The sequence below is a fragment of the Gilliamella sp. W8128 genome (genome assembly GCF_016100545.1).
Lineage (GTDB): Bacteria > Pseudomonadota > Gammaproteobacteria > Enterobacterales > Orbaceae > Gilliamella > Gilliamella apis.
Genome location: NZ_JACFSE010000003.1, coordinates 98,226 through 123,880, shown reverse-complemented (window position 1 = coordinate 123,880; position 25,655 = coordinate 98,226). Strand labels below are relative to the sequence as shown.

At 32.4% G+C, this 25,655-nt stretch carries 21 protein-coding genes and 2 tRNA genes; 6 read left to right on the top strand and 17 right to left on the bottom strand.

All coding sequences use genetic code 11. The features are described from left to right. Positions 1 to 95: 95 nt before the first annotated feature. Together H3U97_RS03775 and H3U97_RS03770 are read left to right on the top strand one after the other, a co-directional pair. Positions 96 to 1,454, top strand: a complete 1,359-nt coding sequence (locus H3U97_RS03775; RefSeq protein WP_198198191.1) for an MFS transporter — start codon at positions 96 to 98, stop codon at positions 1,452 to 1,454. A gap of 840 nt (positions 1,455 to 2,294) precedes the next feature. Beyond that, the gene (locus tag H3U97_RS03770) at positions 2,295 to 6,965 is read left to right on the top strand and encodes a hypothetical protein (RefSeq protein WP_198198189.1); all 4,671 of its coding nucleotides are present in this window, start codon (positions 2,295 to 2,297) and stop codon (positions 6,963 to 6,965) included. Between the two features lie 87 nt (positions 6,966 to 7,052). Here the strand turns inward: H3U97_RS03770 and H3U97_RS03765 are convergent. The 12 genes from H3U97_RS03765 to sbcB all read right to left on the bottom strand — a co-directional run bounded on the left by H3U97_RS03765 (position 7,053) and on the right by sbcB (position 16,625). After that, positions 7,053 to 7,128 (bottom strand) — tRNA-Gly (locus H3U97_RS03765). A 17-nt stretch (positions 7,129 to 7,145) separates the two neighbouring features. Beyond that, a tRNA-Leu gene (locus H3U97_RS03760) sits at positions 7,146 to 7,233 on the bottom strand. Positions 7,234 to 7,454: 221 nt separating this feature from the next. Continuing rightward, the gene (gene pgsA / locus H3U97_RS03755) at positions 7,455 to 8,009 is read right to left on the bottom strand and encodes a CDP-diacylglycerol--glycerol-3-phosphate 3-phosphatidyltransferase (protein WP_065578773.1); all 555 of its coding nucleotides are present in this window, start codon (positions 8,007 to 8,009) and stop codon (positions 7,455 to 7,457) included. Between the two features lie 107 nt (positions 8,010 to 8,116). After that, positions 8,117 to 9,952: an excinuclease ABC subunit UvrC gene (gene uvrC / locus H3U97_RS03750; RefSeq protein ID WP_065613463.1), complete on the bottom strand. Its 1,836-nt coding sequence runs from the start codon at positions 9,950 to 9,952 to the stop codon at positions 8,117 to 8,119. A gap of 1 nt (position 9,953) precedes the next feature. Beyond that, positions 9,954 to 10,631 carry an arginine ABC transporter permease ArtM gene (gene artM / locus H3U97_RS03745; RefSeq protein WP_065578772.1) on the bottom strand — a complete coding sequence of 226 codons (678 nt, stop codon included), beginning with the start codon at positions 10,629 to 10,631 and terminating at the stop codon, positions 9,954 to 9,956. Between the two features lie 9 nt (positions 10,632 to 10,640). Beyond that, positions 10,641 to 11,417, bottom strand: a complete 777-nt coding sequence (gene artQ, locus H3U97_RS03740) for an arginine ABC transporter permease ArtQ (RefSeq protein ID WP_232343732.1) — start codon at positions 11,415 to 11,417, stop codon at positions 10,641 to 10,643. 83 nt (positions 11,418 to 11,500) lie between these two features. Next, on the bottom strand, positions 11,501 to 12,235 hold the full coding sequence (locus H3U97_RS03735; RefSeq protein ID WP_086362507.1) for a transporter substrate-binding domain-containing protein: 735 nt from the start codon (positions 12,233 to 12,235) through the stop codon (positions 11,501 to 11,503). A gap of 29 nt (positions 12,236 to 12,264) precedes the next feature. Beyond that, on the bottom strand, positions 12,265 to 12,993 hold the full coding sequence (gene artP, locus H3U97_RS03730; RefSeq protein ID WP_065578769.1) for an arginine ABC transporter ATP-binding protein ArtP: 729 nt from the start codon (positions 12,991 to 12,993) through the stop codon (positions 12,265 to 12,267). Between the two features lie 313 nt (positions 12,994 to 13,306). Beyond that, on the bottom strand, positions 13,307 to 13,954 hold the full coding sequence (locus tag H3U97_RS03725) for a vancomycin high temperature exclusion protein (protein WP_065612947.1): 648 nt from the start codon (positions 13,952 to 13,954) through the stop codon (positions 13,307 to 13,309). 1 nt (position 13,955) lies between these two features. Beyond that, positions 13,956 to 14,645: a CidB/LrgB family autolysis modulator gene (locus tag H3U97_RS03720; RefSeq protein WP_198198187.1), complete on the bottom strand. Its 690-nt coding sequence runs from the start codon at positions 14,643 to 14,645 to the stop codon at positions 13,956 to 13,958. Then, positions 14,642 to 15,085 (bottom strand): CidA/LrgA family protein, encoded by a 444-nt coding sequence (locus tag H3U97_RS03715; protein ID WP_198198185.1) that lies wholly within the window; start codon positions 15,083 to 15,085, stop codon positions 14,642 to 14,644. The genes H3U97_RS03720 and H3U97_RS03715 overlap by 4 nt, the downstream gene beginning before the upstream one ends. Positions 15,086 to 15,191: 106 nt before the next feature. After that, positions 15,192 to 16,625 carry an exodeoxyribonuclease I gene (gene sbcB, locus H3U97_RS03710; RefSeq protein ID WP_198198385.1) on the bottom strand — a complete coding sequence of 478 codons (1,434 nt, stop codon included), beginning with the start codon at positions 16,623 to 16,625 and terminating at the stop codon, positions 15,192 to 15,194. Positions 16,626 to 17,396: 771 nt separating this feature from the next. On the opposite strand from sbcB, the gene H3U97_RS11575 reads away from it, so the two are divergent. Continuing rightward, positions 17,397 to 17,489: an endonuclease gene (locus tag H3U97_RS11575; RefSeq protein WP_122983216.1), complete on the top strand. Its 93-nt coding sequence runs from the start codon at positions 17,397 to 17,399 to the stop codon at positions 17,487 to 17,489. A gap of 2 nt (positions 17,490 to 17,491) precedes the next feature. Next, positions 17,492 to 17,878: a hypothetical protein gene (locus H3U97_RS03700; RefSeq protein WP_034903748.1), complete on the top strand. Its 387-nt coding sequence runs from the start codon at positions 17,492 to 17,494 to the stop codon at positions 17,876 to 17,878. Positions 17,879 to 18,174: 296 nt separating this feature from the next. On the opposite strand, the gene H3U97_RS03695 is transcribed toward H3U97_RS03700, so the two are convergent. From H3U97_RS03695 to H3U97_RS03685, 3 genes are all read right to left on the bottom strand, one after another. After that, positions 18,175 to 19,236 (bottom strand): alpha/beta fold hydrolase, encoded by a 1,062-nt coding sequence (locus tag H3U97_RS03695; protein ID WP_198198183.1) that lies wholly within the window; start codon positions 19,234 to 19,236, stop codon positions 18,175 to 18,177. Positions 19,237 to 19,463: 227 nt separating this feature from the next. Then, complete coding sequence (locus H3U97_RS03690; protein WP_065578763.1) at positions 19,464 to 19,970, bottom strand: SCP2 domain-containing protein; 507 nt, start codon at positions 19,968 to 19,970, stop codon at positions 19,464 to 19,466. Further along, positions 19,971 to 21,599 (bottom strand): Na+/H+ antiporter, encoded by a 1,629-nt coding sequence (locus H3U97_RS03685; protein ID WP_198192049.1) that lies wholly within the window; start codon positions 21,597 to 21,599, stop codon positions 19,971 to 19,973. A 151-nt stretch (positions 21,600 to 21,750) separates the two neighbouring features. On the opposite strand from H3U97_RS03685, the gene recO reads away from it, so the two are divergent. Further along, positions 21,751 to 22,443 carry a DNA repair protein RecO gene (gene recO / locus H3U97_RS03680; protein ID WP_198198181.1) on the top strand — a complete coding sequence of 231 codons (693 nt, stop codon included), beginning with the start codon at positions 21,751 to 21,753 and terminating at the stop codon, positions 22,441 to 22,443. A gap of 71 nt (positions 22,444 to 22,514) precedes the next feature. Here the strand turns inward: recO and H3U97_RS03675 are convergent, their stop codons facing one another. Together H3U97_RS03675 and H3U97_RS03670 are read right to left on the bottom strand one after the other, a co-directional pair. Further along, positions 22,515 to 23,237 carry a hypothetical protein gene (locus H3U97_RS03675; protein ID WP_065612952.1) on the bottom strand — a complete coding sequence of 241 codons (723 nt, stop codon included), beginning with the start codon at positions 23,235 to 23,237 and terminating at the stop codon, positions 22,515 to 22,517. Between the two features lie 121 nt (positions 23,238 to 23,358). Further along, positions 23,359 to 24,453, bottom strand: coding sequence for a GntR family transcriptional regulator (locus H3U97_RS03670; protein WP_198198178.1), 1,095 nt, complete (start codon positions 24,451 to 24,453; stop codon positions 23,359 to 23,361). 252 nt (positions 24,454 to 24,705) lie between these two features. Here H3U97_RS03670 and H3U97_RS03665 point away from each other — a divergent pair, with 252 nt between their 5' ends. After that, positions 24,706 to 25,650: a sugar ABC transporter substrate-binding protein gene (locus tag H3U97_RS03665; protein ID WP_065578758.1), complete on the top strand. Its 945-nt coding sequence runs from the start codon at positions 24,706 to 24,708 to the stop codon at positions 25,648 to 25,650. The last annotated feature ends 5 nt before the right edge of the window (positions 25,651 to 25,655 follow it).

Genomic DNA, 25,655 nt, shown 5'->3' with positions numbered 1-25,655 from the left:
TGCAACTTCTATTCTAATGGTTGGTTACTTTTGCATTCACTTTTTTCTGTAGGTAGTCAGTTAAAAGCGAAATTTTAGTAAGGTGAGACCTTTAAATGACTCAAGCAGTTAATAGTACTAAACCAATGTATTCTATTTATATTATATGTTTTTTAGGATTATTCTTATCAACATTAGATACTGGGATTATAAACTTAGCGTTAAATTCCTTTTCAGTCGATTTTGATGTTTCTTTAGAATATATCGGATTATCAGTTACTTTATATTTATTATTTTTAATTATTTTTCTCATTCCTAGCGGTTGGCTTGGTGACTTTTGGGGGCAAAAAACAGCCTTAACACTGGGCTTCTTGCTTTTTGGTCTAACCTCAATGATTGCTGGATTTTCAGATTCTGCTAATCAGCTTATTTTATCTAGATGTGGACAAGGAATAGGTGCCGCATTATTGCAAGCAAATTGTCTGGGATTGGCTGGTTTACAATCAAGCAAACAAAAAATAAAATTAAATTCTTTCATAATGTTGGCGATAAGTTTAGGGCCAATTCTTGGACCTTCTTTTGGAGGTATTATTTTAAAATTATGGGGGTGGCAATTCTTGTTTCTAATTAATGTTCCCTTGTGTATTGTGGGATTTCTTTTTTGTTTGAGAATAAATAAATCAGTAATCTTACTAAATAAAGAGACTTTCGATTTAAAAGGAATGATACTATTTTTCATGATGTTAGTCGGTTGTGTTTCTCTTATTTATTCTAATAATATAAATCTGTCGCTGGTTGAAACAAGTTTCATTGGTATTTCTACTTTGATCATATTTTTATTTTTTGGGAAGATTGAATCAAAACACTCCAATCCTTTTTTCCCTGTCAAATTATTATCAATTTCGTCAATTAGATACATTTCAATTGGTAGCATGCTATTTGGATTGACTGCAGGCATGCTCTTTTCAGTATCACCTCTCATATTTATAAAAGAAACTAGTTATTCAATTGACTATATAGGATTAATTTGTACTGCGGCACCCATTGGAGTCATTTTAAGTGTGTTTGTCAAAAAAGTAATAAATTCAAGTTGTAATAAAATAATACTAATTTATGCTTTACCTCTGATGCAATTTTCTTTCGCCTTACTTTTCTTTATGAGTTTTAATATTTCAGTCTTTAATTATGTTATAGCTGCTTTGTGCTACGGATTAGGTGGCGGACTGTTTCAAAGTTCATTAATTCAGGTAGCGATGGAGCAAAAAAAAGATAAACAATCCACGATAGGAAGCTTGATAAGGCTTTTTCAAAATGGGGGAATTATTATTGGAGCAGCATGTTCTTTAGCGTTGTTAGAAATAGATATTTCCCTTTTAGAGAACATTTATAACTATCAAACATTATGGGGTATTACTCTTGTTGTACTTTCAACCATGTCGGTATATTCATATTTTTCGTTGTTTAGAAAAAAATAATTAAAATCTCATTAGTTAGCAATTCAATTATGACAGCTGATTCCGTATTAACCATATTTTTCATAAAAATCTTCATAAACAAATAACAGCGCAACCATTCAACCGTAAAAACAAAATCCACATAACCAAAAAATATCATTTTGTTTTAATTTATACTTAAAAAATGAGAGTTAATAATCATCAAAGCTACCAAATACACACAATAAGATGATTAGATTGTTTGGTGACAATAAATTGTCGTTTTATTCAGGTTATTTATAAGGAATAATGATCTTTGTCAGGTAAAATAATAAAAAAAGACATAGAACTACAAAATTACGCTAATTTAATCAATACAATTTATATTTGCGTTATAAATAGTTAATTGAAAATAAAATTAACATTGATATGATAATTAATCGATTAGCTTATATGTTAGAAAATATTCTTTGAGTTTAAATTTTAAAAGAAGTTTTTATGAGTATCGAGTAAGTGCGTCATTATCAAGAAAAATTATCTTTTGAATTAGACTCAACCGATTTATGCATACCCATCGTAAAGCAAGAAAATATAAGTAAAAGATCTAATAGGCGGTCTTGATTGGTGGAAACTAGATGGTTATGCAACAGAAGGGGACGAATCTCAAAGCGGTCTGTGGCTGTTAAATGTAAATTTACACAGTGGATATAATTATAGCAAAATATCTAAATTTTATTATTGTTGAAGCAAAAATTGTGGGGTGATCTGTTGCTATTATGGTAAGAAGTAGTGATTAAGTTACGTTAATGGAACTATCTGAATTTGAGATTAAACTATTCAAACATATATCATAACCAGTAGGGGTATTATAAGGGACATAAGATGGCTTTAGAAGCAGGTGGCTATGCTGAAAAATTTGGTAATAGATATGAAGCTAATTGGGTTGCCTACCAATTACTTCGTCTACTTGAAGAAAAGATCACATGGATTGTCGTCGAACCTATTGGGGATGATGAAGTTGGTGTTGATGTAATAATTGGTATCGATCAAGATCATACAGAGCATCATCAATGTAAAGTTGGTGTAGGTAATAATGAGCATTGGACATTATCTCAACTTAATGAATCCAAAATTTTTCGCAATGCTTTACGTCAAATTGAACGTGGAGTTACCGAGTTTCATCTTGTATCACCCTTACCCAGTAAAAAAATGAGTGATCTCAGCGATAGTGCACTTAATAGCAACATGATCCCTAATGATTTTATGGAAAACCAAATTAAGGTTAGCCAAGAACGCGATAAAGATTTTACTGCTATTTGTAATTATTTGGGATTAAATATTACTGACCAATCAGATATAAAAAGAGCCATTTACTTTCTTCAAAAATTCAAAGTTACCCCCTATATTATTAATCGTTATACCCAAAGTGAGCTTGAAGATAAGGCTTCTGCATTATTTTCAGATGAGCCAGTAAAACTATTAAGTTTTCTTAAAAATTATCCAGTAGAGTTTAATAAACTAAGGAAGAAAATAACATTATCTGAGTTATTGACCGATTTAAAAACAAGTGGTTTTGAACAAAGAATTGTACCAGATGACCACAGAATATCGACTGTGCTAGATACGCTTTCCACAGAGTTTGAAGAGTCAATCAAACCGTTCCTCATTTCCAATACATTAATTCCGCGGAATGAACTAAACGCTATTATTAATTCAATTCAAGATAACGCAGTAACCTTAATTAAAGCCGAGGCAGGAACAGGAAAAAGTGCTTTACTTTTGGAGTTGCATAACCATTTAAAAGCCAATAATATAATTTCGGTTCCTATTAGATTAGATAGAAGACATCCTCAAGATAATTCAAAAGAATTTGGAAGGTCTCTAGGGTTTCCTTATTCTCCTGTACATAGTTTAGTTAAATTTACATCACAACAAAAAGTCGTATTTATTCTTGATCAACTCGATGCGATAAGATGGACTGCATCACATTCAAGTAATGCATTAGATATTTGCAGAGAAATAGTTCGGCAAATTATTAGGTTAAGAGATGAAGGAAAAGATATCTGTATTGTTCTAGCATCTAGAGAATTTGACTTAAATGAAGATATTGCCTTATCCAGTTGGCTACAAAGCATTAACGACAATCGTTTAGATATCACATTATCTTCTTTAGATGAAAACACAATAATCCCTTTAGTTTCACCATATGAAGTTTATTCTTCTTTAGCAAAGGAAAAAAAAGAGATACTTAAAATTCCTTTATGGTTAGGTATCTACTTATCTATTGCACAACGTACCCAAACAGCTCCTCAATTTAATAATAAATTAGAACTTGTAAGAACGTTTTGGGAAGATAGACTAAAACAAATTATCCTGTGTAAGGTAACAGAGCAAGAGGTAACCGTTTTTATTGATCATATTGTGGCATTGATGATTGAACAATCACAATTATCAATTTCTGAAAATGCACTACCAATTGGGTCCCAAAAACAGTTAGAGGCACTAATTTCTGTTGGGTTACTCAGTAAGCAAAACCAAAGAATCAGCTTTCGGCATCAAGCTTTATTTGATTATCAAGTTGGCACCAAACTTTTTAAAGCAGGAAGTGAATCACCAGAAAGACTCTTATTTGAAATTGGGCCTTATGAAACACAAACCTTAGCCAAAAGAGAGCATCTCAAATATGCGCTAAATATACTATTGGATTCAGGGCAAGATCTTTTTTGTAACTGCGTTGAGGCAATTTTATTCAATGATAATATTAGATTCCATCTAAAATACTTAGTTTTAAACTCAATTAAAGAAATCAAAGATATTAAAAAACCAGCAAAATCACTCATTGATAAAATCATCGAGTCCCAAGCACTTTGTAAAAAGTTCTTAATGATAAGTTGTTACTCAAATAGTGCTATTATCCATTACTTAACTGAAAATCGGTATATTTCAAAATGGCTAAACAGTAGCGATGATAATCTAATTAATATAGCTATTAGGTTACTCAGCTCCATAGCGACAAATGAATCAGAATTAATTATCAAAGAGCTATCTGACTTCGTTGGCCAATCAGAACAATGGAATCAAAGGGTATATTCTGCACTACCTTGGAAAATTGAAGATGATACAAATGATATTTTTGAGCTTCGAAAGAGATTACTCAATTTAGGTTGTACGGCAGATTATATTAATTGGGCGTCACTTAGCAAAACACATCCATTACGAGTACTATCTTTAATTGAATTAATATTAGAGCACTATAGACACGTTATCTGCGAATCTCCATACTCATCAAGTAAAAAAAACATTAACCAGATAACTAGTCGTGATGGTTGGACTGATGATGAACTCAAACAAATTACACAATTAACAATAGCGATACCCACAGAAACTATTAAGCTTTTGTTAAAATATATAGACAGTGTTTTTAATTCAGAACAAGATAAATACGCTACTCATGAATGGTTTTATCGATATCGGCATAGCAACTATCATGATGTAAGTAGTATTCGAAATGGGCTATTTACACTTATTGAGTTGGCAGGCCGACAGCTAGAACCCTATCCAGACATATTGTTAAGCATTATTGCTCCTTATATGGAAAAATCAAATGCCGTGATAACTCATTTGGTTGCAACACTTTTATTAAATTTATCAAATCAACATGCAGATCTGATTGTTAACTGGCTATTGGCTGCTCCTAAAACACGTTTAGCCTGTGGCAATGAGTATATTGAACCTGCTTGGATTTTATCAGGAAAACTCATTACTAAATTCTCCCCACATTGTTCAGATGCGTTATTTTGGCAACTGGAGAAAATAATATATTTTTTCTCATCCTCAATAGATATTGAACAGATAAAGAGACTATTAGAAGAGAGAAAAAATAACATATATTATAATTATTGGGGGGAACTCCAACATTTTTTATTACCGACCTTGGATCAGCAGCGCATATCGTGTAAATCAAAAAATTTAATTCCAGTACTAGAGCGCAAATTTAGTTCATATTCTTACTCTGATTTCTATCAGGCGGATAACAGTTTTGGAGGGATTGTCATCTCGCCCTTACGTGGAAAAAATAAACTCTCTAATAAAGCATGGCGCAAGTTAATATTAACACCAGCTTCTGCATTTACCCCCCATAAATTAACTCAAATAGATAATGATACTGTTTCCGAAGCAGGTATTAAGCAATTTGCTCAAGATTTGCAGTCGAGTGTAAATCTCGAACCAATTCGTTTTGCCCAATTAGCGCTTTCACTCCCTCAGAACATTCATACAGAATATATTGATGCTTTCTTCTATGGCTTAGCAGAATCTAATGACATACCAGTTAGTGATAATTATAAGGAGCAAAGGGAAACTTGTCCTACGGAATTAATAGAGCAAGTGATTCTTCATTTTAATAATGAGGCTTGCGAATATTCGTTAGCTAGATTATTAACAAGCAGAGCTGATAGTTGGTCCAAGCAGGGCATTGATATACTAATAAACCTCGCAAAATATTCAACTAACCCTGAATCAAATCAATTAACAGTTTGGGACTCCAAAAAGGGGAACTCAACAGATTGTGCAGATGCTGAATCATTGCTGAATACAACGATTAATTGTGTTCGAGGCATCGCTTATCGAGGAATTTCTGACATTTTTTGGCGTAACCAGACATTTGCATTGGAAAACCTTGAACTAGTCGATTGTGCAATTAATGATGAACACCCTTCAGTTAAAATGGCTGCCCTTTTTCTTTTAACACCACTACTTAATTATCAAAATGATTATGCGCATGAAAAATTTATTGAATTGTGTCATAAAGACCTACGTATGACATGTGGATATAATGCTTATCATTTCTTTAATCAAGGTTTTGAAAGGAAACATCAACAGCGGTATATAGCTTTAACCTTATCAATGCTGGCGTCAACTTACGATGAAATAAAAAAACAAGCCGCAATACAAATATACGCCCGTTGGTTTTTTAATGGTTTATTTGAGGAACAACTTAACGCGGTACTTCAAGGAGATAATATTCTAAAAGATGGTTGTGCATCTGTTATTAGTCAGTTGCTTCGCGAGGATAAATATGACGATAAGATGGATAAAATAGAACATGCCTATCAGTTATTAATCAATGATGATAATGATAAATTACTCAGAAAAGTAGGAATATGTGTTAGACACGAAAACTATTGGTTAAAACCTAATGCAGATAAATTATTCAGCCTACTTGTCACGTCAAAGGCAGCTTTGCATTGTTTATTCCAACTATTTGAGTCATTGAAAGAATATCCTGGAAATTTATCCAATTTTAGTAATCCTATTTTACAATTAGTAGAAAATATTACGGGTAATTACAATGCAAATAATCAACCATCAAGAATAGATCTTCAAGAATCAAGTCTACTTGCTGTTCTTCAAAGACTTTATGATGAAGCCACAGAGGATATGGATAAAGAGGCTATTAATACCTGTTTAGATATATGGGATAAATTACTACAATCTGATATTTATTCAGCTATGATAGCAATAGATAAATTAGATGGCGGTCTACTTAGTTAAAGGTGAATCAATCCTATTTATGATTATAGCTTAGGCTTCTACTATCCATTTGTTATGGTATTTTACGAGTGATACTGGATATTAAATTGGAGCGGGAAACGAGGTTCGAACTCGCGACCTCAACCTTGGCAAGGTTGCGCTCTACCAACTGAGCTATTCCCGCATGAGAAGTGTTTTAAATGGTGCCCGGGGCGAGACTTGAACTCGCACGGCCAAAAAGGCCGAGGGATTTTAAATCCCTTGTGTCTACCGATTTCACCACCCGGGCTCAAAACTTAGTTCCGAAAGGTAACTGCGTTTTGGATGCTGTGCATTTTACCTATCTTATCATTTCAGTCAATAAAAATTTCAAATTAATGGTTTGATTGCTCAATGTTTGACTGATTAGTCGTTAAATTAAGCTATTTTGTCTATTTTTACAAAATTATTTAGCTAACTTGATTATTAAGATATTACACAGATAATATCTGCGATATTTCATAAATATGTTTAATCTTCGTCTAATAAATCACTTTGCGCGATCCAAAGATATTGCAACATAGATAATAAAGTTAAGACAGTTGCAATAAGTAGGGCTGCCAGACCTGCATATATAACCAGATCGCAAGGACGCCAAAGTAACCAAGTTAACGCTGTCATTTGGGCAATAGTTTTAATTTTACCAATTGAAGATACCGCAACATTATTGCGTTTGCCAATTTCAGCCATCCACTCTCTTAATGCAGAAATAATGATTTCTCGAGAAACGATGATGATAGCCGGAATAGAAATCCACCACGCTTGATAATACTGAGTGATAAGTACCAATGCGATCGTCACCATTATTTTATCGGCAACAGGATCTAAAAAGGCGCCAAATTTGGTAGTTTGACCTAATCGACGGGCGAGGTAACCATCAAAAACATCTGTAACTGCGGCAATTAAGAATAATAATGCCGAAAAAAAGCCAGACCATTCATGAGGAAATAAATAGAATGCCAACACAAAAAAAGGAATAAGTATTACTCGAAATAATGTTAAGAATGTAGGTAAGTTGATTTTCATGTGACATTAGCTCATTTTGTTTTATTAATCAATTGGTTAGTGATAATTAAAAAAACAGTGTTTTCTTACTGATTATGTTGCCTGAAAAATGTTAATTTTTCAATGTGTTATTGCTGTAAATTTAGATAAATTTTTTCAGCTAACGATTTGGAGATGCCTTGTACTTGGGCTATTTCATCTATACTAGCATTTTTTAGCTCTCTAAGCCCGCCAAAATGTTTTAATAATGCTTGGCGTCTTTTTCCGCCAACGCCTTCTATATGCTCTAACGCACTATCAGTTAATTGTTTAACACCTTTTTTACGCTGACCTACAATCGCATGGTCATGTGATGCGTTACGGATTTGTTGAATTAATAATAGAGCAGGGGAATGATCATCTAAATAATAACCTTTGCCATGAGCTTCAAAGAAGAGTGTTTCTAAACCTTCTTTACGCTCAGCACCTTTAGCCACCCCGATTAAAATAGGATGATGTTTATCCCAGTTTACTTGTAACTTCTCAAATACTTGTAAAGCTTGATTAAGTTGACCTTTTCCACCATCAATAAAGATAATATCAGGGATTTTGTCTTCAGGAAGATCTTTTTTACTATAACGACGAGTCAATACCTGTTCCATTGCTGCATAGTCATCACCAGGTGTGATACCAGTAATATTATAACGACGGAATTCAGATTTAACTGGTCCTTTATCATCAAACACAACACAAGAGGCGATAGTGTTTTTGCCCATAAAATGGCTGATATCAAAACATTCCATTCTATTGATTTTCTCAATCCCCAAAAAAGCTTTTAAAGCATCATATCTTTGTTTAATGGTTGAGTTTTCAAGTAATTTATTTTTAACTTCCGTTTGAGCATTAACGGTCGCAATATTTAATAATTTAAGATTATCACCTTTCGGTTCATCAACTAATTTAACTTGATGTTCAGCAACAATAGATAACGTCTCTTCCATTGCTTGTTTATCGGACAACGAAAAATTCAGAAGAATTTTCTTTGGGATATTCCTATTTTGATTACCTTGTAGATAAAATTGCCCTAAAAATGTCTCGATAACTTCTTCAAGTTCAGTATTAGACGGTACTTTAGGAAAATAAGAACGATGACCAAATGTTTGACCATTACGGATAAAAAGCACATAAATACAAGCTAAGCCGAGTTCATAATGAAAACCGATTACATCCAAATTATCATTATTATTGTAGATAGCTTGTTTTTCATTAATGTGTTTGATTGCTTGTAACTGATCACGCAACGCTGCTGCTTTTTCAAAATTAAGCTCACTACTGGCTTTTAACATATCAGCGGTAATTTTTTTTAAGATTTCATCTGACTGTCCAGATAAAAATAACCTAACATAATTCACTTGTTCGTTATAATCTTCGTCGCTGACTAAACCAGGTACACAAGGGCCTAAACAACGTTTAATTTGGTACTGCAAACAAGGACGTGTTCGATTACGATAAGTACTATTAAGACATTGCCTTATCGGAAAGGTTTTTTGTAATAATGCGAGAATTTGTTTAACTGCATAACCACTTGGGTAAGGGCCAAAGAACTCATCTTTTTTACGATTAACTGCTCCGCGGTATAAAGATAATTGTGGGTGGCGTTCTTTACTTAATTTAATAAACGGATAGCTTTTATCATCTTTGAGTAAAACATTATATCGTGGTTGATATTTTTTGATATAAGTTTGTTCAAGCAAAAGAGCTTCTGTTTCGGTATTGGTGATGGTAAATTCTACTCGATGAATATGACTCACCAATCGATCGGTTTTGATGGTTTTTTTACTACTGTTAAAGTAACTTTTTAAACGATTATTGAGGTCTTTCGCTTTTCCCACATAAATGATGGTATCTTTATCATTAAACATTTGATAGATACCTGGTTTATGTGGGACGGTTTTTAAGAAAGATACAGAATCAAATTGGCTCATATTAATTTTCAAAGGTGAGGGCTCTTTTCTCTATTATCCTCATAATGGTGCTTAAAATACCATTTATCAAGAGGTAGATGAGCCCAGCAACAACAAAAATTGAGAAATCATAGTATTCACCATTTAGTGTATTACTATATCCCATGAGATCCATAACAGGAATCATTGATGCTAGTGCGGTTCCCTTAACCACGAAGACAACTTCATTAGAGTAAGTAGATAGTGCACGTTTTAATGCATATGGCATTACAATTTTGAGTGTTTGTCTTTTATTCATGCCTAATGCACTACATGCTTGCCATTGTCCTTGTGGAACAGCTTTTAAAGCACCATAGAAAATTTGAGTAGTGTAAGCTGCACTATTAAGCGTTAATGCTAAATAAGCACAAAACCATGGCGATGAAATAAATTCATAAAAAGCGGGTACTTTACTTAAAATTTCGCCAAATTGTGAAGGTCCATAATAGATTAAAAAAAGTTGTACCAATAAAGGTGAACCAGTAAAAATAACAATATACCCACGTATCGTTTTAGTTAAAAACTTTGAATTTAAAGATAAAAGGCAAGAAAAAACGATAGCTAAAAAACCAGCTGATAATATGCCTGCGATACTTAAGCTTAAAGTATCAGGTAGACCTTGAAGAATGATTTTTAGATAGTAAATAAAATTATCAGACATAAAATGACCTTACTGACTATTAGCTGATGACGGTTGTTCAAATTTGGTAGAGCGTTTTTCAATACGAGAAATAACGCGTTGACTTAAAACTGATATCACTAAATAAACAAGCATAGCAATAAAATACCATAAGAAAGGTTGGTTGGTTCTTGCAACAATTGTTTTGGTTTGCATCATTAAATCATCAATCGCTATCGCAGATACAAGGGCGGTATCTTTTAATAAAATTAACCATTGATTACTCAAACCAGGTAATGCATGGCGCCACATTTGCGGCATTATTATGCGGAAAAAAGTACGAGATTTACTAAGACCTAATACTTGAGCAGCTTGTTTTTGCCCACTTGGTATCGCTTTAAATGCTCCACGTAAGGTTTGAGATGCATAAACGGCATAAAGTAAGGATAAAGCAAAAACACCGCATAAAAATGGATCTGGTTGAGTATTTTCAATATTCATTTTTACGGTAAATGATGTAAAGCCAAATGGAATGGTAAAACCATCATCTAATGCCATCAATAACAGCGGTAAACCGGTATAGATTGCCACCACAATTAATAATTCGGGTAACGCTCGAATAGTTAAATTAAATAGTGACATTAACCATGCAACAGGTTTGAAGGGTACTGATTCTAAAATAGTAAAAATGAACGCAAAAAACATGCCGACAATTAACGATACAAATGCTAATGATAACGTTATTGCGGTTGCTTTAGTTAGCGGCAAAATATACCCATCCATAGAAGAGAGTAACCAGTCGATACCGTGTGCAAAAAAGTCTGACATAAAAAAACCGTAATTAAATTAAAAAATAAACTCGCCGCAGAGTATGCGGCGAGATCTCAACGTACAGATTTTAGTAAATAAGATTATTTACTAAACCATTTTTTATAAATAATATCTAATTCACCATTTGCTTTTAATTTATCAATTGCTTGGTTGAATTGTTCAAGTAATTGATCATTTCCTTGACGTAAAGCGATACCTAAACCTTCACCAAAGAATTCATGATCGGTAATTTTGTCACCCAAAGCAACAATCTCAGCATCCTTACCTAACCATTCTCCAGCAACAAATGAGCTTGAAACAATGGCATCAATACGTTTTGCTTTTAAATCTAGAAAAGCGAATTGATAGCTGTCATAACTTACTGCTTTAACATCAGGGTACTTTTCATTTAAGTATTTTGAATACGTTGTACCTTTTTGAATACCAACTTTTTTACCTTTCAATTGATCAAGACTGGTTAATGAGTCTTTCAAAGTAATAAATTGAATTGAGCTGTCATCATAGTAGATTTTAGTGAACGCAACTTGTTTTTGACGCTCTGGAGTAACATCAATACCAGCAATTGCCGCATCAATTCGACGAGTTTTAAGGCTAGGAATTAAACCATCGAATGATTGATTAACAATTTTGCAAGATACTTTCATTTCTTCACAAAGCTTATTCATAACGTCAATATCGAAACCAACAATTTCATTTTTATCATTAGTAAATTCGAAAGGCGCATAAGTTGCTTCGGTACCAATAGTTAATGTTTCTGCTGCTTGAGCTGCAAAAGCAGATCCAGCAAATAAAATCGCTAGTAATGTTTTTTTCATATTTCCACCCAATCTGGTTTTAATTAATGTTAATGTGATAAGTAAGCTTTAAACTCTTCGGTTTTTGGATGAGCAAAACACTCAAGTTGTCCCTGTTCAATAATCTTACCTTGTTCCATGTAAATCACTTGTGAAGCAACTTTACGTGCAAAATCGACTTCATGAGTAACAATAATTTGTGTAATTCCGGTTTGTGACAGTTCATTAATAATCTCAGCAATTTGTGATGTAATTGCTGGATCTAATGCCGCTGTTGGTTCATCAAATAACAAAATTTTCGGCTCCATCATTAATGCTCTAGCAATAGCAACTCGTTGCTGTTGGCCTCCAGAAAGATGGAGAGGGTAGCGATGCGCCATTTCATCAATTTGTAGACGAGCTAAGATTGACATAGCTTTATCACTAGCTTCTTGTTTTGATAATTTTAATACTTGGCATGGCGCTTCAATCAAATTTTCCAAAACGGTCAAATGTGGCCATAGGTTGTAATTTTGAAAAACCATACCGACATTTTTACGTAATGTTCGAATTGTTGATTCACTTATTTTTTGCGAAAAATCGAAATGCGAATCAGCAATCGTCATTTCACCTGATGTAGGAATTTCAAGTAAATTAAAAACTTTCAACAAAGAACTTTTACCTGCACCGCTCTGACCAAGTAAAACAATTGTTTCACCTAAAGGGTAACATAAAGAAACGTCGTTCAATGCCTGATGTGTACCATAAAAACAGTTAATATGGCTTAATTCAATATTCATTAGTATTAGATAAATTGTTTAAATTTTAATTGACTAAATATTACTTTTTTTTGCATAAAAATGCAATCTAAAATATTAGACAAATACTTTATAAGTTAATTTTTAAGCAAAAAAATAAAATTTTCAATTTTTATTATTGGATAATATTATATTAAATCAATTAGATGTAATTAAAAATATTTACTATACTGATATTTTTATTGATAGAAAAGAAATATATAAATGTAATTCTAATTGATAATTTAACGAATTTGTATGTATTAAGAGCTTAAAAAACCCCTTTCCTCAAAATTTTTACAGATTTTAGCTTAATTTATTCATCATTATTTATGATAGGGATGATAGGTCCAAGATATTTAGGTTTTTGATTCATTATATATAAATCAATAAAAGCACTAACACGAGCTAGCATCTCTCTTATGCGAACTAACTTCATACTTTTGGGTGCTGGAACGGCAAAACACTGTGCTTGAATATCTTGCGCAAGAGCAATAAAAATAGCACGTTCGCAATGGAACTCTTGCGTAATAATAGTAAAATCATCAGCATTAAAAACTTTATTAGCCCGAACAACTGAATCGAAGGTTCTAAAACCAGCATAATCTAATACAATCGCTTCTTTGGGGATACCTGCTTTAATCAGATCCTTTTGCATCGTAATTGGTTCATTATAATTTAAATGCGCATTATCACCACTTACTAACAGATAATCGACTTTTCCTTGCCAATATAGATCAATAGCGCCATCGATACGATTGCGATAAAAACCGTTAATTCCACCACCTTTTACATATTTAGATGTACCTAATACTACACCAATTGTTCGATAGGGGAGTTTATTTTCATCATGATAAATGTAAGGTGCTGTTTTATAGCTTATCCAATAGTCGAGACTAATTATTACCGCTATTAAAAACAGTAGAAAGGTAATTAAATAAGCAATAAATTTTCTTAATATCATGCTAAAACCAATCAAAAATAAATACCATTATTGGAAATAAAAATGGTGCTGTCAATGAAGTCATAATACCACATAGTACTAGTGATAAAGAGCTATAAGCTCCTTCATTATAATCTACTTCAATACAGCGTGCAGTACCAACAGCATGTGATACAGCACCGATTGATAAACCTCTGGCGGAAGCTGTTTTGATTTTAGCCCAATTTAATAATTGATGAGCAAAAATTCCACCTAAAGTTCCAACTAATATTACACATAATGCGGCAATAGATGGAACTCCACCTTGATTTTCTGCGATAGTTACCGCTATGGCAGTAGTAACTGATTTAGGTAGTACCGAGGCGGCAATTTCATCACTACCTCCTAACCAGAATGCAATACATACTCCCGTCACCATAGAAGCAATTGAAGCGGTAAAGGTGATTATCATGATGGATTTCCAACGGGCTTTGATTTGTGGGATTAATTCAAACAAAGGATAGGCTAAAGCAACAACCGAGTATGGAAGTAAATCATTAATAATTTGAACATTTTTTACATATTCAATATAACTAGTGTGTGTAATTAATAAAATAGGAATTAAAACAATAACCGAAATCACTAGTGGATTAAATAATGGATTTTTGATTTTAAAGGAAATTTTACGAATCACAAGAAAAACTAAAACAGTTAATGGTAGCATCCATATCATGATTGTTTCCCCTTATTATCAGCCGATTTTAGCGCTGGTTTATGCAAACGCTCAGTAAGATATGCCGTTAAAAATAAAACAATAATTGAACCGCCAACACTGGCAAAGATAATCGGCAGCCAATTAGCTAAAAGCAGTGAATAATTATCCATGATTCCCATTGCTGCAGGAATAAATAGCACAGTCATATAGCGCATAAAGAGGTTACAACTGTTTTTGATCCAACGCGTTGGTATAAGTTGAAAAGCTAATAAAAAAAACAAGATTAATAGACCAATAATACTACCAGGGATCATGATTGGTAAGATTGCCGAAACAATGTTACCGGCCCATAAACATAGGGTTAAAATAATTAATCCACGACCATAACTAAATAGTGTGTAATATAAAGAATAAAGTCGATGCTTAATTGTTGCATGTTTGGCTAAAAAATGTTTCATGGTTTATACACTAATTGTCTTAAAATTAAATATTGACGGTATGCCCGTCGTTTAGAAAGGGCGGAGAGCTAAAATTAGAAATATATAATACGCCCCTGTAATTTAATTATCCAACTAAATAATGACAATATTGGTAAAGCTGTTTTAATAAAGTAAGCTTTTCCGGTTTCTGTATATAAATTTCTGCAAGTTGTTCCAGTGATTGTAAATAATTTTGTATCTCAATGGTATTGAGTTTATCTCGACAGTGATCTTGCCAAATACGCTGTTCTTGTTCGGTTAATGTTTGTGGATAATTTCTCGCTTTGTAGCGAAAGAATAATGTGGTTAATCGTGGATCATCGAAAGTGATTGATAAAGTTTCTAATAAATGAATTGGTGTAGTTCGTATAGTTTCACAACGTAATAGGTCTTGACCATTTAAAAATCCACTATAAATTTGCGCATCAACATCACTGTTAACTGGATAATCATTATTGATACTAAATAGCTCACGCATTTTATCCTGTAATTTATTTTGGTTTTGCAGAAGTTTTTGTTGATTAATTAAACATTGTTGTTTATCTAAATTAAAACGTTTTGCGTTATCAGCTAATAATGTGCTTAACGGCGCAATAATTGGACATTTATTTATATGAATCAGTTTTAAGGGAATACGCTGCTCGTCTAACTCAAGATCGGCTGTTTTAGTGTAAAGTTTTTCCTGGATAGTCTCGACAGGTAAATCAATAATTGAATCAATATCTCCAGCTAGATCACAGACTATAACTGCATTATTTTGCGTTGGATGCCATGCAATAGGGCAGACTAATGACATATTACCTCTATGGCTACCTAACATTCCTGATACATGAACAATAGGTGTCATATTTACAACGTCAATAAGCTCGGCAACTCTGTTTTTATTACGTAATTTAAAGAAATAATTGAATAACTTTGGTTGGGCTTGTTTGATAAGTTTTGCCATAGCAATAGTAGCATAAACATCTGACATTGCATCATGGGCATGCTCGTGGGCAATATTATTCGCTTTAGTTAAATCTTCTAAACGAAAACTCGGTAAACCAGCATCATTTGTTGGCCAGTTAATACCTTCAGGTCTTAATGCATAACATGCTCTAACGACATCAAGTAGATCCCACCGTGAATTACCATTACGCCAACTATAAGAGTAAGGATCATAAAAATTACGATACAAAATATTGCGAGTCACTTCATCATCAAAGCGGATATTGTTATAACCTAAGATACAAGTATTCGGTCGGTTAAATTCTTGATGGATTAATTTGGTGAATTCAGCTTCACATAAGCCACTTTGATTTGTTTTTTGTGGTGTAATACCAGTAATAAGAACTGCTTCAGGATTGGGTAAATAGTCTTGCGCTATTTGACAATAAATGACTAAGGGGTCTTCAATAATATTAAAATCACTATCTGTTCTAATGCCGGCAAATTGTGCTGGACGATCTAAAGCTGGATTGATGCCAAAAGTTTCGTAATCGTGAAAGTAAAAAGTCGGCTGTATTTGATCGTTTTTCATTACGTTATTTTGCTCTTGAGTTTTCATTTTAATTTCAATTGATTATATCATTATTTAGTTAATTTTATTTATGAACAATACAGTGATGTAACAATAAAAAAATTTTAATAGTTAATCATTAATGAAAAATCAAGGTAATAATTAAACTGACTTTACGATCAATTACAGAAATTATTTTTGCTAGTTCTACTATTGATAGAAAAGATTTTATAGTAAATTTATTTTGAATAATTAATCTGTTAAATTTAATTAATAATATTTCAGTTAATCCTAAATATAAATGTTACACCGTCACAAATTTGATGTTGTCATATTTTATGGAGGGAAGATATGTCAAATAAATTATTAATGAGCTTATTTTTTATACCACATTTTTCATTACCACGTTTGTTAATCTCAGCTCTTGATAATGCTATATTAGTTACCTTGATTTATCATTTAACTTATTGTTATAATTAGATTAATTAATAAAAAATCTTTTTGGCTATATTGCATGCTATTAAGTTTACCAGGGTTATCAGAATTAAAATAACTATTTCACTTTAATTCTTATTAATTCGTTATCTAAAAAAAGAGTGATATTATCAGCTTTCTGTTGATGATCATGCTTTTAAGCTAGCTTACATGGAATATAAAACAAATTATTATTTCAGTATTGGTGTTTCGAAATGGATTTCGCAAAAAAATTATCCTTGTTTTAGCTATTTGTTTCGTGTTTACTGCAAATTGTGATACTAAAAACTGTAATAAAGGTATACCATGCGGTAATTCATGTATCCACCTGAACAATGGGAATGTGATAGAAATCGACAAATAGAAAAAATTCAGGGTAATGACAACAAGTTTATCAGTGAAAAGTGTTAATAATGAAAACAAAAATTATCTTAGTGTTGGTCTTTTTTATTACTGTTATACAAAATGCTTATGGCGTTGCTCATTATAGAACATATGTTCCTCGGTTTCGTACTTATTCTTTTCATACTTTCCATTCTAGTAGAGGAACGGGCAACGAAACACCGTTAGATAATATTTTTTTAAGTATTTTTATTATTTTCTTTCTTGGTATATTTTTTCTATCAGCAATATCGGTAATTCAAGAGTGTAAAGAAGCTAAAGATAAATTATTAGCAGAAGAGAAAGAAAAGCGTAATGAACTTGAGCGTATAAAATTAGAGGAAGCTAGAGCAATTAAAAAAGCGATGGCTCCTAAAGTCGAAGTGTATAAACTTAAGAAATATAGAAAAAAAAGATAAAACATATTGATTACTAGAGATTTTTTAAGTTCATTTTAGCTAATTAGTCGCTATATAATTTTATACGCCATTATGGCTGATAACTGTAACTTGAGTAACATCAGATTATATTTTATTTAAAATTATCTACAGCAAAAGGAATTGTATAAGACTTATTAGATATAGTTAAAACGTGATGAAATTTATATTGTTACTTTATTATGTTTGTTTTTGAAGAGTCATATTATCTTTGCATTACTAATCAGAATATTAAAAGTGAATATAGGGATATATTCACCTTTAATCGATATTTTAATTTAGTAATAGGTGTCGATTTCTTTTAAAAATATTTTTAATTGCTCAATCCAAAGGTTCGCATTCATTGTAGTGCCATGACCACTGGTTTTGTCACTGGCAGGGATAAGATAATATTTGGCTGCTACAATATTTTTCAACGCTTTTTGCATTACACCAGTATTTGGCGGATTTCTTTCATCATCTTCTGAGTTAATAACTAAAATAAACGCCTTAATCTTAGTTAAATCTTGTGTTGGATCAAAGTTTCTTGCGGCATCCCATTGATATAAAAAGTCATTAGTATCCATGCTAACACGTTCTTTTAACTTGTCTGATAATATTTCTTCTGTTTTTGCCGTATTATAGGCTTTATTTTGCCAAGCAATATCGCCACCATTAGTTGCTATGTCATAATAATTATAAACAGTTTGAAATTTTTCCGGTTGTTTAGTATAAAAACCATTGTTCCAGTCAGGATCTTCCTTAATTGAATTGATAAGCATTTTTCTCATAATCCAATTTCGACTAGATATTGGGGCAGGGGTTGCTGCCATTGGAATTGCAGCTGTCATATAGTCGGGATATTTAGTTATCCATAACCAGGTGTTCATGCCCCCCATTGAGTTACCAATAATAAGTTCAAGGTGATTTATGCCTAATCCATTTTTCAATAGTTGGTATTGAGCATTAACCATGTCACCATAATCATAATGAGGAAAATTTCCTTTTAGTTCGTCAGAAGGTTTTGATGATTTTCCCGTACCAATTGCATCAGGTAATATAATAAAATATTTTTCAGCGTCTAACGGTTTTCCTTTATCAAATAATGCATGCCCGAAACTATCATTAAGCATAGAATTACCATCACCAGTTGTGCCATGTAAAATTAAAACAGGTTTGCCTTTAGGATTTCCGAGTGTGACATAGTGAATTTTTAGATTTTTGACCGTATTACCATCATTAAATTGAAAGTTTTTAATAATATAATCACCTTCATTTCTATTGTAAAAATCAGTACAAAACCCTGGCATAGCGATGATAAAGGAAATAAAAAATAATAGTGCTTTTGTTAGATTACTCATAATTGGTTCTCTCCATTATATTTATGCAAAGCTAACATTGTTTTGAGGGTAAGAGATGGGGCAGGTAGAGAATAATTAACGAGGTAATGATCCATCGTTAATATGCATATTAATTTAATCAATACCAATTTTTCAATAAAAATAATTACTATTTACTAAAAATAATTGCTATTTAAATAATATCAGTTAATAAAAAAAGGGAATTTATTATTCCCTTTTAGTGTGATTCAGTCTTTAGGAGCACTTTCAATAATATCTGCTAATTTTTCCAGTGTTATTCTTAAAAACTTTGGCATAGCTTCTATTTCAATTGAATCCATTAGGTTTTTTACATAAAGACCTAATTCTGTATCACCTTCAACAATTAGTCGACGTTGGAAAAATAGTGTGTCAGGATCTTGTCTTCTAGTCGCAATCATAATCAAATCATTAGCATTACCAATGAAACTAACATCAGGAATTTCTTCGCGACTCACAACTAGTTTGTTATCAATTAAGCTCACAAACCAAACTAATTGCAGATCTGTTACTTGTATTTTAAGCCAACGATTTTCTAAAAAATCAAGATCACCATCTTCCAGCGAATTTTTGAATTGTAATTGCAATAATTGTTCAATCGTTCGTTTTTTCAAGTCGAAAGGTATACAGCGTAAAGTTAAACCTAACACTTGTGGTGCTTTATCGACAAATTGAGAATGAATTTTGCCAAGTAATTGGTGTTTGTTGCCAATCATTTATGCATCTCCAGAAATCATCTTCTCATAAATATCTAAATCTGTATTCAGATGTTCATACGTTTCTTCACTCACTTCATTGCGAATTTTCATTTGAAGTAATGCTGTACGTTCAGCACCAATTGCCACCAAACGCATACGTCTTTCTAGATTTTCAGCCTCAAGTGCTTTTTGTTCTAAATCTTTAAGTCCTGTTCTACGTCTTAATGAACCAATTACCCGCGATCCGACTTCATGAATAATCTCTTGATCTAAACCTTCTTCTGAGGTTTCTTGTAAAAGACTAGTTTGCATTTTTTCTAGGCTAACGATAGCTTCTTCTGCCATTTGTCCTTTAACAGTTAAAATCTCATTATCTTGTTCGGAATTGTCCAAAATAACACTACCACGTAATAGGATAGGTAATATGATTACAGCTGAAATTAATGATACTAATATAATCCCAGCAGCAATAAATACTAATTGGTAACGACCACCGATAGTCATTGGAATTGATAATACACCAGCTAAAGTAATTGCCCCACGGACACCAGCAAATGTGGAAATCCAAAGATCACGATTGGTATAGGCTCTGAATGCTAATGGGCGTTTTGTGCCGAAAGGCATTGTTGGCATATGTTTCATTGCCCATAACCATGCGAATCGAGTACCCATTAAGACTACGAAAACAAATAAAACAATCAAACATAATTGCCATAATTCAATTGAAGCATCGGTCTGATTTTCTGTAAAGGTAGTTGATAAGATACTAGGCAATTGAATACCCAATAAAAGGAATACAAAACCATTAAATACGAAGGTTAACATTGACCATGTGCTATCAGATTGTAGGCGAGCAGTTAATGGTGCATTGCGCATCATGCCTGATTGGTTTACTGTCATACCTGCACTAACAGCAGCTAAAATTCCAGAACAATGACATTCTTCCGCTATGATATAAGCCGCAAATGGTAGTAAGAATAGTAATACAATTTGAATAGCAGGATCATTATGAGTTAATTGGTTTATTTTACGTAAGATACGTGCATATAACCAAGTGAATAAAACCCCAACCGCAAGTCCACCAATTGCAACAACGAAAAATGAAATACTGATTTGTAATAGGTTAAATTGCAAAGCGCCTGCGGCTATTGCGATGGCAAATTTTAATGAAACAAGGCCAGAAGCATCATTCATTAATGCTTCACCTTCAATGATTTCCATTTTTTCTTTTTCAATTCTTCCTTTACCGACAATTCCACTAAGAGCAACGGCATCGGTAGGAGATAGAACTGCTGCTAATGCTAAAGCTGCTGGCAATTCAACATTTGGAAGCATCCAATAAAGTAGATATCCTAGCGCAATAATAGAAATTACGACTAATACCAGTGCTAATCCGACAATTTCTCTAAAATTGTAGACAAAATCTTTCACCGAAGTTTTTCGACCATCAGCAAACAGTAAGGGAGGTATAAATAAAACAAGAAAGAGTTCTGGATCAAATTTCAAATACACACCCAAAGCAGCTAAAAGGCAACCCAATAAAATTTGCATTAATGGCAAAGGAATTTGGATCGGCAACATTTTTATAACAACACCAGAAAGTGATACAATTAATACCAGAAGTAATATTGTTGAAAATAGTTCCATAGTTACTCTTTTGTTATTATCCTATAATTAACTATTGATTATATCGGATTTTTAACAAAATTTCAGATTAAAATTGCCTAAATCATACAATTTTTAATCACTCTCTTTTTTTGAATAAAAAAACAAGCGTTTTTATTGACGGATATCATTGATGGAAAATTGGCAAAGAGCATTTGTTCTTCATACGCGTACCTATAGCGAAAGTAGCTTATTAGTTGACTTATTTGTTGAGAATGTAGGAAAAGTAACTATTCTAGCTAAAGGGGCTAGACGTAAAAAATCAGTATTGAAGGGAATTTTACAACCTTTTACGCCATTAATTGTTCAGTATTCAGGTCAAGGAGAAATTAAGAATTTGCGTCAGGTTGAAGCAATATCTCTGACATTACCACTTGTATCAGTTTTTCTGTACAGCGCTTTTTATTTAAATGAACTATTAGATCGAGTCCTATTAGCTGAAACTGAAACTAATACGCTATTTGATGATTATTTGATAAGCCTACAACAATTGGCACAACAAATGTCAGCTGAAAATGTATTGCGTACATTTGAATTGGCATTACTTGAGAATTTAGGCTATCACGTTGACTTTTTTCATTGCAGTGCAACGGGCGATGATATTGTTGAAACCATGCATTATCAATATCAATCAGAAAAAGGTTTTATTAGTAGTTTGCTACAAAATAGTACCAGTTTCACCGGCGAACAGGTCATAGCATTGGGTAAAAGAGAGTTTCTAACTATAGATACGCTTAAAGCTGCTAAACGTTTTACTCGAATGGCTTTAAAACCTTATATAGGTTCAAAACCTTTTAAGAGTAGAGAGTTATTTTTGAAAATTTAGTTTTTGATTTCTCTATTCCACCAATGATTATTGGCGGAATAGTTTATTAATTATAATTTACTCGATTAAACTTAGTATCTTGGTGGTTTAGCATATTTGCTATTATAACTATCGGCAGGGAAAGCGTTAGAATTCGGTGATTTCTTATATTGATTACCACTTTCCAATTGGAAAATTGCTGTACCAATCACCCCAATATTGTTCGCTGAACCTTCATCGGTATGATTTGCATAAGCTTTAGATGCTTGTGAAAATGTAAATGAGGCTACTTCACTATCATTTTTTCGGAACCCTTTAATTGATAGCGTACTATACGGTCTTAAAATATAACCATTATTGTTCAATGAACCAGCTTTTCCGTTGATAACATCTAATCCATCAACAGTTGCTACAATTTCATAAGTATTTCTTGAATAATTAACATAATAAAGTTGATAACTTTTACCTTCTTCACCAAGCATATTGATTTCATCATCCTGTTTGAAAAGCGACCATTTGTTATTGTTATCATCAATTATTGACATACCCACATCGCCATTGAGCATGAGTTCTTGAACTTTTTTTCCATGCACAAAAACTTTCTTAGAATAATGAATTACCGCAACGTCTATTGGTGTGTTATTAATGCGATCTAATTTAACTTCACGAACATGAGATTCGACCCCATCCCCCCATTGTGTTCCTATTCCTCTATCATTTGCGGCTTTTGAATTGATTGCTTGTTGACATCCACTTAAAATTAAACTGATTAAGCCAATCATTAATACATTATATATGTTATAAAATTTATTCATTAAGATTTCCTTTTCTAATTATGTTTAGTAATTATATATACAATATTATATATTTGAATATTATATAAATATATATTAATTTTGTTGGCTGTATTTTATCGACTGAATAATGAGTTCTATATTATGCTCCACTTGATGCACGGATAACTAATTCACCATTTACGTATATAGTACGAATTGGTAAGGTTGGATTATTTATCCTTTGAATTAAAGTTTCTACCGCAGTCAAAGCTATACTTGCTAACGGTTGTTTATAAGTAGACAGTGGGGTAGATAGATGACCTGCATAATCAGCATCATCAAAGCTAATCGTAAATAATTTTTGTTTTGGATTTATTCTTTGATTCAATGAGATTAATTGCATTGCCGTAAAGTCATTACCACAAACTACATGTTTAATGTTCAATTTTGCCAATTGATTAATTACTTTTTCATCAATTTGTGGCACTTGAATTATCCAATCGTTAATTTTTGTAATTCCTGCATCATATAGTGCTTGTTTATACCCAATTGTTCTTAAAGCAACGGTATTAGCTGAATCACTTTTTGATACAAATGCTATTCGAGCATTTTTCTTTTCAATAAAATAATTTGTGACAACGTAACCTGCAGCAATGTTATCAATACTAACTAAGTCAGCTTTACCTCGAGAAGGGAAAACACAATAGTCTCTCTCTAACAATATACAAGGAATATTGTAGAGTGCCAGATAATCCATTATTCTTTTATTTATGATATTCGCGTAAGGGTGAAACTCTAAAGGTGTGAAAAATATTCCGTTAATATTATTTTTTGTATAATTAATGATGACTCTTTCTACGTCATTTAAAATAGATTGTATATCCTGACTTTTGGTCAGCATCCCTGCCCATAAAAGAGAAAACTGATAATTATTGGCTAAACTTGCTATCTCAGAATATAAACTGTCAAGAATCATTCTACTTTCATCTTGTTCTAAACGAGGAGCCAATATTCCAAAAATATATTTGCTTACTTGTTGATTTTTGGGGTGTCTAACATAAAACTTACCACCTTGTTTACCTTCAATATAACCTTCTGTTTTTAATCTTGAAAATACTTTACTGATCGTTGGCCGGGAAGTCTTATATATTGAGCTTAAATCAGATGAAGACGGAAGGGTACTATTACAATCTAAAATTCCACTTTTGATCTGCAATAATATTTCCTGATAAATCTGCTCACTTTTATTTGCCATTATTTTACCTATATAACTTTAATTGAATATAACTAGTATGACATAACCATTAAACTTGATAAATTAAATTTTACAAGTTCTTAAAAAAAGTGACTTTGATATCATAAATAATAAAAAGAAATAGATTAATATTGTTAACCTTGTTGCAGATAATTAGACTGAATTTACTCAAAATATATTGCAAAATATTTTTGAGTTTTAGTATTTAAGGAAATTATTATTATAAATCATTTGATTATCCGAGGTGGGTTTATGAAAAAATTCATAGCATCGTTTTTAACAATTACATTCTTTCTTTTTACAAGTTGTTTTCAACTTGTAAATGCTGATGATAAAAAACCTATAAAGTTTGCTTTTATCACTTCAACTTTAAACAATTCATTTTTTACAGCAATATCTGATACATTTTCTGAAATCGCCAAACAAAATGGCGATCAATACATTCTTGTCGATCCTCAATATGATCAAGCTAAGCAAATTTCAATGATGGAAGATGTCATTAATCAAAAAGTTGATATTATTTACTTAATCGCCGTTGATTCTGAAGGTATCCGCCAAGGATTATTGGCTGCAAAACAAAAACAGATCCCGGTAGTGGTGATTGATAATCCTATTAGTGATGATGATTTAGTGGTTAGCACTGTGGCTTCAGATAATTTCTTGGCTGGTAAAATTAATGGTGAACAAATGGCTAAAGATTATCCTAATGGCGCTAAAATTGCTGTTATTGATTGTCCTTTCAACCGTGCTAGCGTTTTAAGAGCTGATGGCTTTTATGCCGGATTAGGCGAAAACAGAAGTAAATTTGAAGTCCTTTCTCAACAAAATGGCAAATGTGCTTTAGAGGTCACCATGCCAATTGCCGAAGATATTATTCAAGCTCATCCTGATTTACAAGCATTTTTTGCCGTAAATGATCCTTCTGCTTTAGGTGTTGTCGTTGCATTGAAAGCATCAAATAAACTTAAAAATGTTAAAGTCTATACTGTTGATGGTTCTCCTGACGGTAAAAAAGCATTTAGCGATGGAGATATAACGTTAACAGTTGCCCAAGCACCAATTCAATTAGCTAAAGAAACCTATAAAGTTGGTAAAAAGGTTTTAGCTGGAGAAAGCGTTGCTAAAGAAATATTAGTACCAACTTTTCCAATTACCAAAGAAATGATTGATCAATATGGAGTAAAAGTCTGGCAGTAATCATT

Excerpts from the sequence above, each read along its gene's own strand:
- H3U97_RS03735 (WP_086362507.1), bottom strand. The coding sequence starts at position 12,235 with ATGAAAAAAACATTACTAGCGATTTTATTTGCTGGATCTGCTTTTGCA.
- H3U97_RS03725 (WP_065612947.1), bottom strand. The coding sequence starts at position 13,954 with ATGATATTAAGAAAATTTATTGCTTATTTAATTACCTTTCTACTGTTT.
- pgsA (WP_065578773.1), bottom strand. The coding sequence starts at position 8,009 with ATGAAAATCAACTTACCTACATTCTTAACATTATTTCGAGTAATACTT.
- H3U97_RS03670 (WP_198198178.1), bottom strand. The coding sequence starts at position 24,453 with ATGGCAAATAAAAGTGAGCAGATTTATCAGGAAATATTATTGCAGATC.
- H3U97_RS03685 (WP_198192049.1), bottom strand. The coding sequence starts at position 21,599 with ATGGAACTATTTTCAACAATATTACTTCTGGTATTAATTGTATCACTT.
- H3U97_RS03700 (WP_034903748.1), top strand. The coding sequence starts at position 17,492 with ATGAAAACAAAAATTATCTTAGTGTTGGTCTTTTTTATTACTGTTATA.
- recO (WP_198198181.1), top strand. The coding sequence starts at position 21,751 with ATGGAAAATTGGCAAAGAGCATTTGTTCTTCATACGCGTACCTATAGC.
- sbcB (WP_198198385.1), bottom strand. The coding sequence starts at position 16,625 with ATGAAAAACGATCAAATACAGCCGACTTTTTACTTTCACGATTACGAA.
- artQ (WP_232343732.1), bottom strand. The coding sequence starts at position 11,417 with ATGTCAGACTTTTTTGCACACGGTATCGACTGGTTACTCTCTTCTATG.
- uvrC (WP_065613463.1), bottom strand. The coding sequence starts at position 9,952 with ATGAGCCAATTTGATTCTGTATCTTTCTTAAAAACCGTCCCACATAAA.
- H3U97_RS03675 (WP_065612952.1), bottom strand. The coding sequence starts at position 23,237 with ATGAATAAATTTTATAACATATATAATGTATTAATGATTGGCTTAATC.
- H3U97_RS03690 (WP_065578763.1), bottom strand. The coding sequence starts at position 19,970 with ATGATTGGCAACAAACACCAATTACTTGGCAAAATTCATTCTCAATTT.
- H3U97_RS03775 (WP_198198191.1), top strand. The coding sequence starts at position 96 with ATGACTCAAGCAGTTAATAGTACTAAACCAATGTATTCTATTTATATT.
- H3U97_RS03665 (WP_065578758.1), top strand. The coding sequence starts at position 24,706 with ATGAAAAAATTCATAGCATCGTTTTTAACAATTACATTCTTTCTTTTT.
- artM (WP_065578772.1), bottom strand. The coding sequence starts at position 10,631 with ATGTCTGATAATTTTATTTACTATCTAAAAATCATTCTTCAAGGTCTA.
- H3U97_RS03720 (WP_198198187.1), bottom strand. The coding sequence starts at position 14,645 with ATGATATGGATGCTACCATTAACTGTTTTAGTTTTTCTTGTGATTCGT.
- artP (WP_065578769.1), bottom strand. The coding sequence starts at position 12,993 with ATGAATATTGAATTAAGCCATATTAACTGTTTTTATGGTACACATCAG.
- H3U97_RS03695 (WP_198198183.1), bottom strand. The coding sequence starts at position 19,236 with ATGAGTAATCTAACAAAAGCACTATTATTTTTTATTTCCTTTATCATC.
- H3U97_RS11575 (WP_122983216.1), top strand. The coding sequence starts at position 17,397 with ATGTATCCACCTGAACAATGGGAATGTGATAGAAATCGACAAATAGAA.
- H3U97_RS03770 (WP_198198189.1), top strand. The coding sequence starts at position 2,295 with ATGGCTTTAGAAGCAGGTGGCTATGCTGAAAAATTTGGTAATAGATAT.
- H3U97_RS03715 (WP_198198185.1), bottom strand. The coding sequence starts at position 15,085 with ATGAAACATTTTTTAGCCAAACATGCAACAATTAAGCATCGACTTTAT.